16 protein-coding genes are annotated in these 14,600 nt (G+C 64.7%); 9 read left to right on the forward strand and 7 right to left on the reverse strand.

Translation table 11 applies throughout. The features are described 5' to 3' along the window. Positions 1–179 precede the first annotated feature (179 nt). The 4 genes from ALII_RS0116785 to ALII_RS0116800 all read right to left on the reverse strand — a co-directional run bounded on the left by ALII_RS0116785 (position 180) and on the right by ALII_RS0116800 (position 5,059). Positions 180–1,319, reverse strand: a complete 1,140-nt coding sequence (locus tag ALII_RS0116785) for an ABC transporter ATP-binding protein (RefSeq protein WP_024588387.1) — start codon at positions 1,317–1,319, stop codon at positions 180–182. 62 nt (positions 1,320–1,381) lie between these two features. Further along, positions 1,382–2,467, reverse strand: a complete 1,086-nt coding sequence (locus ALII_RS0116790; protein WP_024588388.1) for a polyamine ABC transporter substrate-binding protein — start codon at positions 2,465–2,467, stop codon at positions 1,382–1,384. A gap of 108 nt (positions 2,468–2,575) precedes the next feature. Beyond that, the gene (locus ALII_RS0116795; protein WP_244437461.1) at positions 2,576–3,886 is read right to left on the reverse strand and encodes a glutamine synthetase family protein; all 1,311 of its coding nucleotides are present in this window, start codon (positions 3,884–3,886) and stop codon (positions 2,576–2,578) included. Between the two features lie 213 nt (positions 3,887–4,099). Further along, positions 4,100–5,059, reverse strand: coding sequence for a DMT family transporter (locus ALII_RS0116800; protein WP_024588390.1), 960 nt, complete (start codon positions 5,057–5,059; stop codon positions 4,100–4,102). A 101-nt stretch (positions 5,060–5,160) separates the two neighbouring features. Here ALII_RS0116800 and ALII_RS0116805 point away from each other — a divergent pair, with 101 nt between their 5' ends. Together ALII_RS0116805 and ALII_RS0116810 are read left to right on the forward strand one after the other, a co-directional pair. Continuing rightward, positions 5,161–5,748, forward strand: a complete 588-nt coding sequence (locus ALII_RS0116805) for a ferric reductase-like transmembrane domain-containing protein (RefSeq protein ID WP_024588391.1) — start codon at positions 5,161–5,163, stop codon at positions 5,746–5,748. Further along, positions 5,745–6,722: an NADPH:quinone reductase gene (locus tag ALII_RS0116810; protein ID WP_024588392.1), complete on the forward strand. Its 978-nt coding sequence runs from the start codon at positions 5,745–5,747 to the stop codon at positions 6,720–6,722. The genes ALII_RS0116805 and ALII_RS0116810 overlap by 4 nt, the downstream gene beginning before the upstream one ends. A gap of 6 nt (positions 6,723–6,728) precedes the next feature. On the opposite strand, the gene ALII_RS0116815 is transcribed toward ALII_RS0116810, so the two are convergent. Genes ALII_RS0116815 through ALII_RS0116825 form a run of 3 tightly spaced genes read right to left on the reverse strand, consistent with a single transcriptional unit; the run spans position 6,729 to position 8,779 of the window. Further along, positions 6,729–7,016 carry a HigA family addiction module antitoxin gene (locus ALII_RS0116815; RefSeq protein ID WP_024588393.1) on the reverse strand — a complete coding sequence of 96 codons (288 nt, stop codon included), beginning with the start codon at positions 7,014–7,016 and terminating at the stop codon, positions 6,729–6,731. An 8-nt stretch (positions 7,017–7,024) separates the two neighbouring features. Further along, positions 7,025–7,306 carry a type II toxin-antitoxin system RelE/ParE family toxin gene (locus tag ALII_RS0116820; protein ID WP_024588394.1) on the reverse strand — a complete coding sequence of 94 codons (282 nt, stop codon included), beginning with the start codon at positions 7,304–7,306 and terminating at the stop codon, positions 7,025–7,027. A gap of 39 nt (positions 7,307–7,345) precedes the next feature. Continuing rightward, positions 7,346–8,779, reverse strand: coding sequence for an XRE family transcriptional regulator (locus ALII_RS0116825; protein WP_024588395.1), 1,434 nt, complete (start codon positions 8,777–8,779; stop codon positions 7,346–7,348). Between the two features lie 198 nt (positions 8,780–8,977). On the opposite strand from ALII_RS0116825, the gene aceA reads away from it, so the two are divergent. The 7 genes from aceA (at position 8,978) to ALII_RS0116860 (ending at position 14,587) form a co-directional block, all read left to right on the forward strand. Then, on the forward strand, positions 8,978–10,267 hold the full coding sequence (aceA, locus tag ALII_RS0116830; RefSeq protein ID WP_024588396.1) for an isocitrate lyase: 1,290 nt from the start codon (positions 8,978–8,980) through the stop codon (positions 10,265–10,267). A gap of 57 nt (positions 10,268–10,324) precedes the next feature. Beyond that, complete coding sequence (locus ALII_RS0116835; RefSeq protein WP_024588397.1) at positions 10,325–10,561, forward strand: hypothetical protein; 237 nt, start codon at positions 10,325–10,327, stop codon at positions 10,559–10,561. 198 nt (positions 10,562–10,759) lie between these two features. Then, a complete protein-coding gene (locus tag ALII_RS0116840; RefSeq protein WP_024588398.1) occupies positions 10,760–11,227 on the forward strand; it encodes a hypothetical protein in 468 nt (155 codons plus the stop codon). A 66-nt stretch (positions 11,228–11,293) separates the two neighbouring features. Further along, positions 11,294–12,727 carry a glutamine synthetase family protein gene (locus tag ALII_RS0116845; RefSeq protein ID WP_029660655.1) on the forward strand — a complete coding sequence of 478 codons (1,434 nt, stop codon included), beginning with the start codon at positions 11,294–11,296 and terminating at the stop codon, positions 12,725–12,727. Positions 12,728–12,772: 45 nt separating this feature from the next. Continuing rightward, positions 12,773–13,009 carry a ribbon-helix-helix protein, CopG family gene (locus ALII_RS22510; RefSeq protein WP_024588400.1) on the forward strand — a complete coding sequence of 79 codons (237 nt, stop codon included), beginning with the start codon at positions 12,773–12,775 and terminating at the stop codon, positions 13,007–13,009. Then, positions 13,006–13,293, forward strand: coding sequence for a type II toxin-antitoxin system RelE/ParE family toxin (locus tag ALII_RS22095; protein WP_024588401.1), 288 nt, complete (start codon positions 13,006–13,008; stop codon positions 13,291–13,293). Before ALII_RS22510 ends, ALII_RS22095 begins: the two co-directional genes overlap by 4 nt. Then, entirely contained in the window at positions 13,286–14,587 is a 1,302-nt protein-coding gene (locus ALII_RS0116860) for an FAD-binding oxidoreductase (protein ID WP_024588402.1), read from the forward strand. Before ALII_RS22095 ends, ALII_RS0116860 begins: the two co-directional genes overlap by 8 nt. Positions 14,588–14,600 lie beyond the last annotated feature (13 nt).

The following is a 14,600-nucleotide window of genomic DNA, read 5'->3' on the forward strand; positions in this document are numbered from 1 at the left end:
GGGGAGATCAGTCTCGTCGTCGTTCCGCTGAGACTTCGGCGATCGTGGCGCGGAAAATGGGGTGCGTGATCTCCCCCCTTGAGGGGGGTCCGAAGGACGGGCCGAGACCCGTGGCTCGGGCCAGGGCGGCCGGCAGGCCAGAGGGGGGGGTGACGGAGCGCAACCATTGCCATTTTGCCCTACCGCGTCAGCACGACGCCGGCGTCGGCGGGGAAGGTGAGCCAGGCGCGGTCGTTCCAGGTGAGTGGGTCTTCGCTGGTGCGGTGGCGGTTGAGTTCGCTCGAGCGGACGATCTGGCCGCCTGCGAGCTTGACATTGTAGACCGTCATGTCGCCGAGATAGCCGATATCCCAGACCTCGCCCTCTATTGCGTTGAGCGCCGGGTTTTCCGGCTTTTTCGACGAAATGCGGATCTTTTCGGGGCGGACGGCGTACCAGACGGTGCCCTCGCCTGCCGCATTTGCATCGTCGGCGCGGATGGTGACGCCGTCGGCGGTGGCGATTTCGATGCGGCCTTCATCGCGGCCGGCGATGCGGCCCTCGAAGATGTTCACCGAACCGACGAAATCAGCGACGAAGCGGGAGGCCGGGGCCTCGTAGACTTCGGCCGGGGTCGCGACCTGCATCACCTCGCCCTTGTCCATGATGGCGATGCGGTCGGCCATGGTCATCGCCTCCTCCTGATCGTGGGTGACGACCATGAAGGTGAGGCCGAGCTGCTGCTGCAAATCCATCAGCTCGAACTGGGTTTCCTCGCGCAGTTTCTTGTCGAGCGCGCCGAGCGGCTCGTCGAGCAGCAGCACCTTCGGGCGCTTGGCGACCGAGCGGGCGAGCGCGACGCGCTGGCGCTGGCCGCCGGAGAGCTGGTGCGGCTTGCGCTTGGCGAACTGCTCGAGCTTGACCAGCTTCAGCATCTCGGCGACGCGCTTTTCGATGTCGGCCTTCGCCATGCCGTCCTGCTTCAGGCCATAGGCGATGTTCTTCTCCACCGTCATGTGCGGGAAGAGCGCGTAGGACTGGAACATCATGTTGACGGGGCGACGATAGGGCGGGATGCCGGCAAGGTCCTGCCCGTCGAGCAGGATGCGTCCCGCGCTCGGCTCCTCGAAGCCGGCCAGCATTCTGAGCAGCGTGGACTTGCCGCAGCCCGACGCGCCGAGCAGCGCGAAGAACTCGCGCTCGTAGACATTCAGCGACAGATTGTCGACGGCGGTGAAATCGCCGAAACGCTTGGTGACGTTCTCGAAGGCGATGAACGGTTTCGCGGTCGGATCGGTCCAGGGCGCAAAGCTGCGGCGGATGCTTCCCAGCGATTTCATTCGGGGCCCTCTGGGTCGGTCGGGAATGAAGAGGCCCGGATGAACCGGGCCTCTCGGATGGTTTACTGGCCGGTGACGATGCGGGTCCAGCTTCGGGTGACGAGGCGCTGGAAGCGGGGCTCGTAGGGCATGACCGTGAACATTTTCTCCAGCGTCGCATCGTCCGGATAGATCGCCGTGTCCTCGATGATCTCGGGCTCGATGAACTCCTTCGCCGCCTCGTTGCCATTGGCGAAGTAGACGTAGTTGGTCGCCCGCGCGATGACTTCCGGCTCCATGATGAAATTCAGGAATTCATGCGCTTCCTCGACATTCTGCGCGTCGGCGGGGATCGCCATCTGGTCGAACCAGAGCTGGGCGCCCTCTTCCGGCACCGAATAGGCGACTTCGACGTTGTTGTTGGCCTCGGCCGCACGGTCGGCCGCCTGGAAGACGTCGCCGGACCAGCCGATGGCCATGCAGATGTCGCCGTTTGCGAGCGCGTTGATGTATTCGGACGAGTGGAAGCGGCGGATGTGCGGGCGCACGGCCAGCATGACCTCTTCGGCGGCTTCGAGATCTGCCGGTTCGGTCGAGTTCGGGTCCTTGCCGAGCCAGAGCAGGACGGTTGGCAGGATGTCCGTCGGGCTGTCGAGGAAATAGACGCCGCAATCGGCGAGCTTGGCGAGGTTTTCCGGATCGAAGGCGATGTCCCAGCTATCGATTTCGGCGGTGCCGAGACGTTCCTCGACCATGGCGGGATTGTAGCCGATGCCGACCGTGCCCCACATGTAGTTGATCGAATAGGCGTTGCCGGGATCATATTTCTCGGTCTGGCCTTCGACGAAGTCCCACATGTTTTCGAGGTTCGGCAGCTTGGACTTGTCGAGTTCCTGGAAGACGCCGGCCTCGATCTGGCGCGACAGGAACAGGCCCGTCGGCACCACCACGTCATAGCCCGAGCCGCCAGCCAGAAGGCGCGTCTCGAGGATTTCGTTGGAATCGAACACGTCGTAGACGACGCGGATGCCGGTTTTCTCGGTGAACTCGGCGATCAGCGAATCGTCGATATAGTCCGACCAGTTATAGACGTTGACGACCCGGTCCTGCGCGGCGGCCCCGCCGGCGAGGACGGCGGCAATGGCCGAAGCGGCTGCGCCGAGCAACATGTTGCGTGACTTCATTCGATGGCTCCTCTGTCGGTTTCTTGGGGCTTGCGAAAGCCCGGATATGCTTACGATATTTTTGTTTTTGCACTGCGGCAAGCCGCAAAGGCTTCACAGATAGGTGGTGCGCTCCAAAGGCGTGATCTCGGCCCAGAAGGCGATGATCTCCGCCCGCTTCAGATCGCGGTAGACCTTGGCGAGGAACGGCCCGAGCGCGCGGTCGGCGAACTTGCTCCGGGCCATCAGTTGCAGCGCGTCGTCCATGTCGTCGGGCAGCATCAGCCCGTCCTCGTCATAGGCGTTGCCATCGACGGGCGGCGGCGGAACGGCTTTCGCCTCGATGCCCTCGACCATGCCCTGAATGATGGCGGCGAGGACGAGGTAGGGGTTGGCGTCGGCGCCGGCGATGCGATGTTCGACTCGGCGGTTGGTGTCGTTCGAAACGGGGATGCGCAGCGCGACCGAGCGGTTGTTCTCGCCCCAGACGGCCCGCGTCGGCGCGTAGGAGCCGGGCGTGATGCGGCGGAAGCCGTTCCATGTGTTGATGAAGATCAGGAGCGATTCCGGCATCGAGGTCAAAAGCCCCGCGACAGCGGATTCCAGCACCTTGCGCCCTGCCGGACCGCCGAAGATGTTCGATCCCGACCCATCCAGCATGGACGCGTGGACGTGCATGCCGTTGCCGGCATATTCGAGGAACGGCTTGGCCATGAAGGTTGCCGTGAGCCCATGCGCGCGGGCGCAGCCGAGCACGATGCGGCGCAGCATGATGACGTCGTCGGCCGCCTTCAGCGGATCGGCGCGGTGCTTCAGATTGACCTCGAACTGGCCGGGCGCGGCCTCCTTGATGATCGTGTCGATCGGCAGGCCTTGAGCGTCGGCCGCGTCGCGGATCATGTCGAAGAGGTCGGCATGTTCGGCCAGATCGTCGAGCCCGTACATGCGCAGCCGGTCGGGACCGGCAGTGGCGCCGACGGGGCCGGGCATCCCGTCGTGCCAGGCGGTGTTCGGGTCGAGCAGGTAGAATTCGAGTTCGAAGGCGACGACGGGGAAGAAGCCCTTCGCGTTGACCTCGGCGATCTTCTTCTTCAGTACCTGTCGCGGGTCGGCCATGTAGGGCTCGCCCTCGGGGGTGAAGGTCTGGAGCAGGACCTGCGCGGTCTTGCGCTTGGCCCAGGGCACGATGGAGAGCGTGCCGCGCGTGGCGCGGCAGTAGCCGTCCTGGTCGCCTGTCTCGATGTGGATGCCGGTCTCGGTGACCTCGCGGCCCCAGACGTCGAGGCCGTGCAGCGACATCGGAAAATTGACGCCTTCCTCGAAGGCCTTCTTCAGCGCATCGCCGGGCGCCCATTTGCCGCGCATGACGCCGTTCGGGTCGACCAGCAGGAACTCGACGGCTTCGATATCGGGATGTTCCTCGATGAAGGCGCGGTATTCGCGCTCGTGATCCGCGGAGACGAATTTGGACGCTGACTGTCCGCTCTGGGGCGGGGAGGTCGGATGGTCCGCGGATGTTTCAGGATGCGTTTCGAGGATGCCCGTTGCCGTGGGTTGCAAGATAAACCTGTCTGACTGTTGCCGATCCGCGAAGGGTGCCCCTCGCCTCGACCGGAGTCAAGCTTGGTTCAGGGACTGCTAATTCGGCTGCTGGACCCCGGTGACGCCGGGTTTGAGCGGGCGGCGCTGGCGGCGGAACTCGAGCCCGATATGGACGAGGAGCGCGGCGAAGACGACCGCGCCGCCGAGGATGGTTCGCGCCGAGGGCACCTCGGCATGGACGAGCCACACCCAGACCGGGCCGAGCAGCGTTTCGAACGTGCCGAGAAGCGCGGCGAAGGCGGCCGGGATGAGCCGCGCGCCGGTGGCGAAGAAGGCGAGGCCGAGGCCGAGATTGAGCGCGCCGAAGGCGAAGAGGAACGCCATGTCGGGGGCAGTCACCGCGAAGGTCGAGGTTTGCGTCGCGGCGAACGTACCGGCGATGAGCGTGCCGAGGCACGTCGCCGGCGTCATGCGGACATGGGCATAACGGCGCGTGATGACGGTGGCGCAGGCGAAAACCAGCGCGATCAGCACCGCAAGGCCGTCGCCGATGGGCGAGACGTTTCCGGTGAGCGAATCCGAGACCATGATGGCGACGCCGATGATGACGGCGGCAATGGCGCACCATGTGGCCAGCGAGACGCGCTCGCGGAAAAGGACGAACGCGATGAGCGCGGCGATGAGCGGCACGCCGGCCTGCATCAGGAGAACGTTGGCGACCGTCGTGTAGGAGAGCGCGACGACGAAGGAGGTCGACGCCGTGGCGAAGCAGTGGCCGACCGCGACGCCGGGCAAACCCATCTGGCGAAAGAGCGCCTTCGTGCCGGCAAAGCCGTCGCGCCAGACCATGTAGCCGATGAGAAAGGCGGCCGCCCAGAGCGAGCGCCAGAAGACGACCGTCCAGGAATCCGGCGCCTCGATGAAGCGGGCGATGGCGCCGCCGAAACTCCAGAACAGGGCGGAGAGGAAGACGAGCAGCAGCCCGACGCGCTCCTCGCGCGGGGAGACCGCCGGAACGGCGGCAGGGACGGCGGTGACGGGCGCGACCTGCGACATGCTCGGTTTCCACGGAACGCCGCAACCTTGCGGCCCTGCCATCTACTTCGGTCGATCTGCCAATGGCGTGATCCAGCCAGTTCAGCTAATTGGGGCAATTCATGCTGCTCCAATCGCGCCCCTTCCTGTTCAGCCTTCTCATGCTGCCCGCGCTCGCCATGCTGGCGCCGCTGGTGCTCGGCGCGCCGTGGCGCGTCTCGATCCGCCCGACCGGCGAGGCGGCCGCGGTGCTCCTGATCCTCGCGCTGGCGATCTCGCCGCTGAAAGCGCTGTTCGGCGCGACGGCGTGGACACGCTGGCTGTTGCGCCAGCGGCGGGCGATCGGGCTTGCCGCGTTCGGCTATGCGGCGATCCATATGGTGGTGTTCGCGCTGTCGATCGGCAGTCTCGCCGACATCGTCGCGGGGATGGCGTGGGCTTCGATGTGGACGGGCTGGGCGGCATTTGCCGCGCTTCTCGTCATGGCGGCGATTTCCAACGACCGGGCGGTGCGCGCGATGGGACGCGGATGGAAGGCGGTGCAGCGCCTTGCCTATCCCGCAGCCCTGCTGACGCTGGCGCACTGGCTGCTGCTCACCCGCGACTGGAGCGAGGCGATCATCTGGTTCGCACCGCTCGGGCTCTTGCAATTGGCGCGTCTGGCAACGAGTTTGCGGCGCAGAGTTTCGAACGGGAGGACGGGACGATGAAGGCTGGCTGGTATGAGAAGAATGGCGAGGCGAAAGATGTGCTCGTCGTTGGTGAAATGGAAACGCCGAAGCCGGCCGCAGGCGAAGTCCTTGTCAGACTGATGGCCTCGGGCGTCAATCCATCCGACGTGAAGAGCAGGCGCGGCCGGCCGCTGATCGCGCCGCGCATCATTCCGCATTCGGACGGCGCCGGGGTCATAGAGGCGGTGGGCGACGGCGTCGATCCGAGCCGCATTGGCGAGCGGGTCTGGACCTGGAACGGCCAATGGAAGCGGCCCTTCGGCACGGCGGCGCAGTTCATCGCGCTGCCGGCCGTGCAGGCTGTGCGGCTGCCGGACGGCATCGATTTCGACGCCGGCGCGTGCATGGGCATTCCGGGGCTGACGGCGCTCCATGCTGTCAAGCTGCACGGCGACATCGCAGGCAAGACGCTTCTTGTGACGGGTGCCGCGGCGGCCGTCGGTCACTATGCGGTGCAGATGGCGAAAGCTGCCGGCGCGCAGGTGATCGGCACCGCCTCGCCTGCCCGATGCGACCATGCGCTCGACGCGGGATGCGACGCGGTGATCGACTATCGCAGCGAGGACGTCGCGGCCCGGGTGAAGGAACTGACTGGCGGCAGGGGCGCCGACGGCATCATCGACATGGATTTTTCTTCGACCGCAGGGCTGCTGCCGGGCGGCGTCTTGGCCCAACACGGCAGGTTCGTCTGCTACGGCTCGAACGTCGCCGGCGACGTGCCAATGTCGTTCCCGGCGCTGCTCTGGGGGAGCCTGTCGCTGCAGGTCTTCGTCGTCTACGAACTGACTGCAGAGGAGCGCGCTGTGCGGCTGCCGGAGTTGAACGAGATGCTGGAAGCGGCAACGCTGAAGCACACGATCGGCGCGACGTACGGGCTGGACGAGATCGTCGCCGCGCATGAGGCGGTGGAAGGCGGCAAGGTGACGGGGAACGTGGTGTTGCGACTGGGGTGAGCGACGCTAAGCGACCCGCCGCTCGACCTCGGACAACTCGCGCTCATCGACCAGCGCAAGATCGCAGTTGGACTGCAGGTTCATCCAGAACTGCGGTGTCGTACCGAAATATTTCGCAAGGCGCGCCGCCGTATCTGCCGTGATGGCGCGCGTTTCCCGAACGAGTTTCTCGATCCTGTCACGAGGAACGTGCAAGGCATTCGCCAGAGCGCCTGCCGACAGATCGTACTCGACGAGAAACTCTTCCCGAAGGATTTCGCCGGGATGAACCGGCCGGGGCTTCAACTCAGACATCGTAGGCCTCAATGATAGTCGACGATTTCAACGTCGTATGCATTTCCGTCCCGCCAAACGAAGCAGAGCCGCCACTGGTCGTTGATCCGCACCGAATATTGACCGATGCGGTCTCCCTTCAGTGGTTCCAGATTGTTCGACGGCGGTACACTCATGTCGGACAATGACGACGCAGCATCCAACTGCGCCAACTTGCGTTGTGCCCGCGCCATCAGATCAGCGGGAAAGCCCTTCACCGACTTGCCGGCCCGGATCGCGGGAATGCGTTTGTCGCGAATTGAACCGATCATCTAATTTGTATCCTGTGAAGATACATTTTTCAATCCCCCCTACTGAAAATCGAACGCACTCAGTCCCGTCACCATCTCGTCCAACCCCAATGGACGTGTGACGGGAGGTTCGGCGCGGGCTAGGCAGCCGGTGCGTTCGCAGAGGCGACAGGCGGGGCCGATGGGGACGGCGGCGAGCGTCTGCTTGCCGGCGCGGGGTTCGGCCGGGAGAGCGGAGGCGTAGACGAGGTCGTCCTTGAAGGCGATGTCGCAGCCGATGAGGATCGCCGTGCGGCGGGGGCGTTCGGCGAAGGCGCCTTGCGGGCCTTCGAGCGTGCGGCAGATCGTCAGAAATTCGGCGCCGTCGGGCATTTCGACCGCTTCGACGAAGATCTGGCCGGGTTGGCCGAAGGCGGCGTGGACGGCGAGTTTGGGACAGGCGCCGCCGAACCGCGCCTGCGGGAACCCTTGCGCGCCCGCGCGCCGGAAGCGGTTTCCGGCGTGGTCGACTTCCAGCATGAAGAACGGCACGCCGGGCTGCGTGGCGCGGCCGAGCATCGTCAGGCGATTTGCGGCCTGCTCGAAGGAGACGCCGAAGCGCGAGCGCAGGACGTCGATGTCGTAGCGGGCGCGGACGGCGGCGGCGTGGAAGGCCTGATAGGGCATCATCAGCGCGTGGGCGGCGTAGCGGGCGAGCTCGAAGCGAGCGAGGCGGCGGGCCTCGTCGGTGGAGAGCTTCAGCGCCTGGATTTCGGCGGCGATCGCCACGTTCATGCGGATGAGACAGGCCTCCATCGCGACTTCGCGCAACTGGTCGAAGGGCGAGAGGCGCTCGGAGATGAACAGGCGCTGCGAATGGCGGTCGTAGCGGCGGCGCCAGTTGGGCATGGTCGCGACCGGCAGCACCTTGACCACGATGCCGTATTCGCGGCGCAGCCATTCCTTCAGCGCAGCCAGAAGTTCCTCGCCGCCGAGGAGCTTGTTGAAGGCTTCGGCCTCGTCCTCGATCCTTGCGAAATGGTTCGGGCGGCGCTCCAGCACCTCGCGCACCTCGTCGATCGGCAGGCGGGCGGCGGAGATCGTCGCCCTGCCCTCGCGCGCGAGCAGGTGCGACAGATCCGACAGGCGTTCGGCCTGCTCGCGATAGGCGCGGTAGAGCTTGATGACGGCGGCCGATGCGTTGGGGGCGCCTTCGGCGAGTTCGATCAGTTCCTGGTCGCCGGGAAGTTCGCCGGCGAGTAGCGGATCGGCGAAGGCCTCGCGCAATGCCGTCACGGCGCCTGCGCCCTCACCCTGCAACTCGTCCGGCTCGATCTTGAAGACGGAGGCGAGCTTGAGGATGAGTTGGACCGTCAGCGGGCGCTGGTTGCGCTCGATGAGGTTCAGATAGGAGGGCGAGATGCCGAGCGCCTCGGCCATCGCCGTCTGGGTCAGGCCCTTGCCGTTGCGGATGCGGCGGATGCGCGGTCCGGCGAAGATCTTCTGGTCGGCCATTGACAGCGCCTTTACAAGGACGACGGTTGACAATCTTTACAGATTTACACGCCTCGTCGGTCAAGATCAACACAGCATGACCCGATTGGAACGCAGCTTTTGCGCAATTTCCTCGTTGTCTTTCGCAGCGCAATGTAAATCCGAAACAGCGCCGCAGCCGAAAGGTCCGGCAGAGGATTTACAAGAGTGGAGAACGACATGACCGATTTTTACAACCTCGTCCCGTCCGCCCCCGAAGGCCGTTTCGACGGCATCGAGCGCCCCTACACCGCCGAGGACGTGAAGCGCCTGCGCGGGTCGGTCCAGATGAAGCACACGCTGGCCGAAAACGGCGCCAACCGCTTGTGGAAGCTCATCCACGAGGAAGATTTCGTCAACGCGCTCGGCGCGCTTTCCGGCAACCAGGCGATGCAGATGGTTCGCGCCGGGCTGAAGGCGATCTACCTTTCCGGATGGCAGGTCGCGGCCGACGCCAACACAGCCTCGTCGATGTATCCCGACCAGTCGCTCTACCCGGCCAACGCTGCGCCGGAGCTTGCCAAGCGCATCAACAAAACGCTGCAGCGCGCCGACCAGATCGAGACGTCCGAAGGCAATGGTCTGTCGGTCGACACTTGGTTCGCGCCGATCGTCGCCGACGCGGAAGCCGGTTTCGGGGGACCGCTCAACGCGTTCGAGATCATGAAGGCCTTCATCGAGGCTGGCGTCGCGGGCGTCCACTTCGAGGACCAGCTCGCTTCGGAAAAGAAGTGCGGTCACCTTGGCGGCAAGGTCCTGATCCCGACCGCCGCGCATATCCGCAACTTGAATGCCGCACGGCTTGCCGCCGACGTGATGGGCACGCCGACGCTGATCGTCGCGCGCACCGATGCCGAGGCCGCCAAGCTGCTCACCTCCGACATCGACGAGCGCGACCAGCCTTTCGTCGACCACGACAAGGGCCGCACGGTGGAAGGCTTCTACCAGGTGAAGAACGGCATCGAGCCGTGCATCGCGCGCGCCATCGCCTATGCGCCGCATTGCGATCTGATCTGGATGGAGACCGGCAAGCCGGACCTCGCCCAGGCGAAGAAGTTCGCCGAGGCCGTACACAAGGCGCATCCGGGCAAGAAGCTCGCCTATAACTGCTCGCCTTCCTTCAACTGGAAGAAGAACCTCGACGACGCGACGATCGCCAAGTTCCAGCGCGAACTCGGTGCGATGGGCTACAAGTTCCAGTTCATCACGCTCGCCGGCTTCCACCAGTTGAATTTCGGCATGTTCGAGCTCGCCCGCGGCTACAAGGAGCGCCAGATGGCGGCCTATTCGGAGTTGCAGGAAGCCGAATTCGCGGCGGAAGTGAACGGCTACACTGCGACCAAGCACCAGCGCGAAGTCGGCACCGGCTATTTCGATGCCGTGTCGATGGCGATCACCGGCGGCCAGTCGTCCACCACCGCGATGCACGAATCGACCGAGCACGAACAGTTCAAGCCGGCGGCCGAATAACCAATAGCGGGCGGCGGATCATCGCCGCCCTGCCCTTCTCACCCAGGAGACACGGACATGACACCCAATACACGCGTCAAGGAACGGGCCGAGGAACAGTCGTCGGCGATGAATGCAGACCAGCAGGCGGTCATCCGCATGGTGGCGAACGACCTCCACCGTCTCAACCAGTCGGTGATGAAGGCGGTCGAGGCCGGCGTCTCCGTCGAGCTGGTGCGCTCCGCGCGTCACCATGGCGGCGAAGGGAACTGGGGTGACCTCCTGATCCCGGTCGTCGTGACGAAGGGCAACTGAACCCTCATTTGAAAGTCTTGCGCGCGGGCGAAGCGTCCGCGCGCCGTTTCCGTTTAAGGAAATCTTTTCCAAACGGAATTTTGTAACCTGAAATTGTACACGCGCTAAACGCAACCCGTTGACATACAACCTCAATGATCCACTATCCCCGTTGCCGGTTGTAGCCGGCGGGGGTTGGTTCGAACGGGGCGGTGGCGGATGCAGGGGACGGACGGCAATAATCTTCCTCCCGAACGGACAGGCTACTCGCCGGCGCTGATGGGCCAGGGGCTCGACGGGGCTCTCGTGCAGATCGTCAGTTCCGCCCGCGTCAACGCGCTCGTCGTCTCCAAGATCGTGGAACGCTGCGGATTGAAGGCCTTCGCCACCGGAGTCGGCGATGCGATGGCGCAGTACAGGGATCGCCTGCCCGGCACCGTTATTCTCGACGGCGGCGCGACCAACCGGGAATGCGACGATCTTCTGGATGCCCTCCTGACCAGCGCCTGCGCGCTCAAGGGACGACCCGGCATCCTGTTCGTCGCCAGCCGGCATCTCACCGAGGATGAAGAGGCCGAGTTCGGCCCGCCGGATGCGGTGGTGGCAAAGCCGATCACGCCCGAATCGCTGCAGCCCGCCATCCGGCATCTCGTAGCGCGGCTTTCAGCGGCTGCCGCGCGAAGCTGACCGCCCTTCCAATCGCGGCGCTCCGGTGGCTATAATGCGGCCACTTTCAACGACTTCTGGTGATTGATGCCTGCCCCCAAAAAGCAAGACCGCGCGGCCCCCAAGGCATCGCGGACGCGCACTCCCCAATTCATGCAGAACCTTCGCGGCGTGAAGAACTGGAAAGAGGCGGGCGGCTGGCTCGAATGGCGCGGCATCGAGGACATCGAGTGCATCACGCCCGACCAGGCGGGCGTGGCGCGCGGCAAGATGATGCCGTCGAAGAAATTCACGTCCAACACCTCGCTCGCCCTGCCCTCGGCCGTCTTCATGACGACGATCTCGGGCCGCTATCCGGAGGACGGCAACGGCTTCGTCTATCCCGAGGACGATGGCGATTTGAAGCTTTTGCCCGACCTTTCGACGCTGTCCGTCGTGCCGTGGGAGAGCGACCCGACGGCGCAGGTGATCTGCGACCTCGTCCACCAGGACGGGCGTATGGTCGAGTTCACGCCGCGCAATGTGCTGCGCCGCGTGGTCGAAGCCTATGAGCGCAACGGGCTGAAGCCGGTGGTCGCGCCGGAGATCGAATTCTATCTCGTGCGCAAGAACCCGGACCCGGACTATCCCCTGGTCCCGCCGATCGGCCGGTCGGGCCGCGCGATCGCGGGCGGACAGGGCTATTCGATCGCTGGCGTCAACGAATTCGACGAATTGATCGACGACATCTACCACTTCTCGGAGGTGCAGGGCCTCGAGATCGACACGCTGATCCACGAGGAAGGCGCGGGACAGCTCGAGATCAACCTGCGCCATGGCGACCCGGTGGAACTCGCCGACCAGGTCTTCCTCTTCAAGCGCACGATCCGTGAGGCGGCGCTGAAGCACGAGACTTATGCGACCTTCATGGCCAAGCCCATCCAGGGTCAGCCGGGCTCGGCCATGCACATCCACCAGTCGATCATCGACACGAAGACGGGCAAGAACGTCTTCACCAACGACGACGGCTCGGAAACGGAAACGTTCTACAATTTCATCGGCGGATTGCAGCGGCACATGCCAAGCGCGCTCGTCATGCTGGCGCCCTACGTCAATTCGTATCGCCGGCTGACGCAGGCATCGGCAGCGCCGGTCAATACGCGCTGGGGCTATGACAACCGCACGACTGCATTCCGCGTGCCGCGCTCGGATTCGGCTTCGCGGCGCGTCGAAAACCGCATCCCCTCCTCGGACGCCAACCCCTATCTCGCGCTTGCCGCCTCGCTTGCCTGCGGCCTCATCGGCATCCTGCGCGAGACGAAATGCGATGCGCCGACGGGGTCGAGCGTCAACGAGGACGAGATCGAACTGCCGCGCGGGCTGCTCGAAGCCGTCGAACTGTTCGAGGGCGACGACGATCTTCAGGGCATTCTCGGCACGCAATTCATCTCGACCTATGCGGCGATCAAGAAGGCCGAGTTCGAGACGTTCATGGAAGTGATCAGCCCGTGGGAGCGGGAGTATCTGTTGTTGAATGTGTAGGGGCGGCGTGGCACGTTTGGTCGTCTGCAAGGTGAAGACGGTTCGATGAATATCGAGGTCGAGATCAAAGCCGATACGAGGCGACGCGTGGCGGCGATCGCGAAGCGGACCGGGCTGTCCGAGTCGGAAATCATCGCCGAGGCACTGGAGCACGGCCATTCACTCGAATGGCAGGAGCGTTTCGCCGACAAGATCGCCGCCGGAATCAAGGCCGCGGACAGTGGGGAGTTCGCCTCGGAAGTGGATATCGAGCGTATTCGCACCAAGTATCGCGACGCGTGAAGACCGTTCAATGGACCCTACCCGCGCTTGCAGACCTCGATGCCATGCAGGACTACGTTGCGGAGCGAAATCCGGCGGCAGCCTTCAGGCTCGTCAACGCCATTCTCGATCGAGCCGCCCATCTTTCGCAGACGCCGGAAATCGGGCGGCCTGGACGGGTTCAGGGCACGCGTGAGCTGGTCCTGGCGGATATCGGATACGTCGTCGCCTACAGGTTGCGCGACGGAGTGGAAATTTTGGCCGTGATGCACGGCGCTCGCGAATGGCCCGAAGAATTTGACTGAACACGCCAGGCAATACCAATCCCCCATCTCCCCCGGCATCTCCTGGTATGAGGCGACGGTCGGCGCGCGGCCGGAATATGCGCCGCTCGACGGGAACGCTTGGGCCGATGTCGCGATCATCGGCGGTGGGTTTACCGGGCTGTCGGCGGCCGCGCATCTGGCGAAGGCAGGCACGAATGTCGTGCTGATCGACCAGCATCGCTTCGGCGACGGCGCGTCGGGGAGGAATGGCGGGCAGCTCGGGACCGGGCAGCGGGCCTGGGCGGAGGAATATGAGGCCGAGCTTGGCTTCACGCGGGCGAAGGCGCTGTTCGACCTCGCCGAGGAGGCGAAAGCGCATCTTCTGGAATTCGCCGAGACGAACGGGATCGACATCGATTATCGGCCCGGTCAGATGTCGGTGGTGCACAAGAAGCGCTATCTGAAGGACTATCAGGCGCACCCGGCGCTGATGGCCGAGCGGTTCGGCTATCCGCACATCAGCTACATGGACGCGGACGAGACGGCGCGGCGGTTGGGGTCGACGCATTATCTCGGCGGCATTCGCGACACCGGGACGGGTCACATTCATCCGCTGAAACTCGTCGTCGGCACGGCCCGCGTGGCCGCTGCGGCGGGCGCTGGCCTTCACGAGAACACCCCCGCGACGAAGATCGAGAGCAGCGGCGGCAAGGTGAGGATCACCACACCGCGCGGTACGATCACGGCCGCCAAGGCGCTCATCGCCGTCAATGCCTATGGCGGCAACCTCGAGGAAAAGAGCGCGGCGCATATCATGCCGATCGGCTCGTTCATCGGCGCGACCGTGCCGCTCGGAGATGACAGTCCGGTGCTGCCGGGCGGCGAAAGCGTCGACGATTCGCGCTTCGTGGTGCGCTATTTCCGCAAGTCGGCCGACGGGCGACTGCTCTTCGGCGGACGGGAGATTTATTCGACCGGCGATCCGAAGGGCATCGCCGACCACATTCGGCGGCAGATCGCCGAGGTCTATCCGGCGCTCAAGGACGTCGAGATCACGCATCAATGGGGCGGCTATGTCGGCATCACCATGCCGCGCAAGCCTTACGTCCGCGAGGTCATGCCGAACGTGATCTCGGCCGGCGGCTATTCGGGCCACGGCGTGATGCTGTCGAACTTCATGGGCAAGCTCTACGCCGAGACGGTGGCGGGAAACCGCGACCGGCTGAAGCTGTTCGAGGAACTGAGGATTCCTGCATTCCCGGGCGGGCGGGCGCTGCGGGCGCCGCTGATGTTTCTGGCGCTGAACTGGTATGCGTTGAGGGATCGGCTCTAGCTTCCTAGCACAA

The sequence above is a fragment of the Aliihoeflea sp. 2WW genome, from assembly GCF_000497755.1.
GTDB lineage: Bacteria > Pseudomonadota > Alphaproteobacteria > Rhizobiales > Rhizobiaceae > Aliihoeflea.

Excerpts from the sequence above, each read along its gene's own strand:
- ALII_RS0116845 (WP_029660655.1), top strand. The coding sequence starts at position 11,294 with ATGCCTGCCCCCAAAAAGCAAGACCGCGCGGCCCCCAAGGCATCGCGG.
- ALII_RS0116825 (WP_024588395.1), bottom strand. The coding sequence starts at position 8,779 with ATGGCCGACCAGAAGATCTTCGCCGGACCGCGCATCCGCCGCATCCGC.
- aceA (WP_024588396.1), top strand. The coding sequence starts at position 8,978 with ATGACCGATTTTTACAACCTCGTCCCGTCCGCCCCCGAAGGCCGTTTC.
- ALII_RS0116785 (WP_024588387.1), bottom strand. The coding sequence starts at position 1,319 with ATGAAATCGCTGGGAAGCATCCGCCGCAGCTTTGCGCCCTGGACCGAT.
- ALII_RS0116815 (WP_024588393.1), bottom strand. The coding sequence starts at position 7,016 with ATGTCTGAGTTGAAGCCCCGGCCGGTTCATCCCGGCGAAATCCTTCGG.
- ALII_RS0116805 (WP_024588391.1), top strand. The coding sequence starts at position 5,161 with ATGCTGCTCCAATCGCGCCCCTTCCTGTTCAGCCTTCTCATGCTGCCC.
- ALII_RS22510 (WP_024588400.1), top strand. The coding sequence starts at position 12,773 with ATGAATATCGAGGTCGAGATCAAAGCCGATACGAGGCGACGCGTGGCG.
- ALII_RS0116840 (WP_024588398.1), top strand. The coding sequence starts at position 10,760 with ATGCAGGGGACGGACGGCAATAATCTTCCTCCCGAACGGACAGGCTAC.
- ALII_RS0116810 (WP_024588392.1), top strand. The coding sequence starts at position 5,745 with ATGAAGGCTGGCTGGTATGAGAAGAATGGCGAGGCGAAAGATGTGCTC.
- ALII_RS0116800 (WP_024588390.1), bottom strand. The coding sequence starts at position 5,059 with ATGTCGCAGGTCGCGCCCGTCACCGCCGTCCCTGCCGCCGTTCCGGCG.
- ALII_RS0116820 (WP_024588394.1), bottom strand. The coding sequence starts at position 7,306 with ATGATCGGTTCAATTCGCGACAAACGCATTCCCGCGATCCGGGCCGGC.
- ALII_RS0116790 (WP_024588388.1), bottom strand. The coding sequence starts at position 2,467 with ATGTTGCTCGGCGCAGCCGCTTCGGCCATTGCCGCCGTCCTCGCCGGC.
- ALII_RS0116835 (WP_024588397.1), top strand. The coding sequence starts at position 10,325 with ATGACACCCAATACACGCGTCAAGGAACGGGCCGAGGAACAGTCGTCG.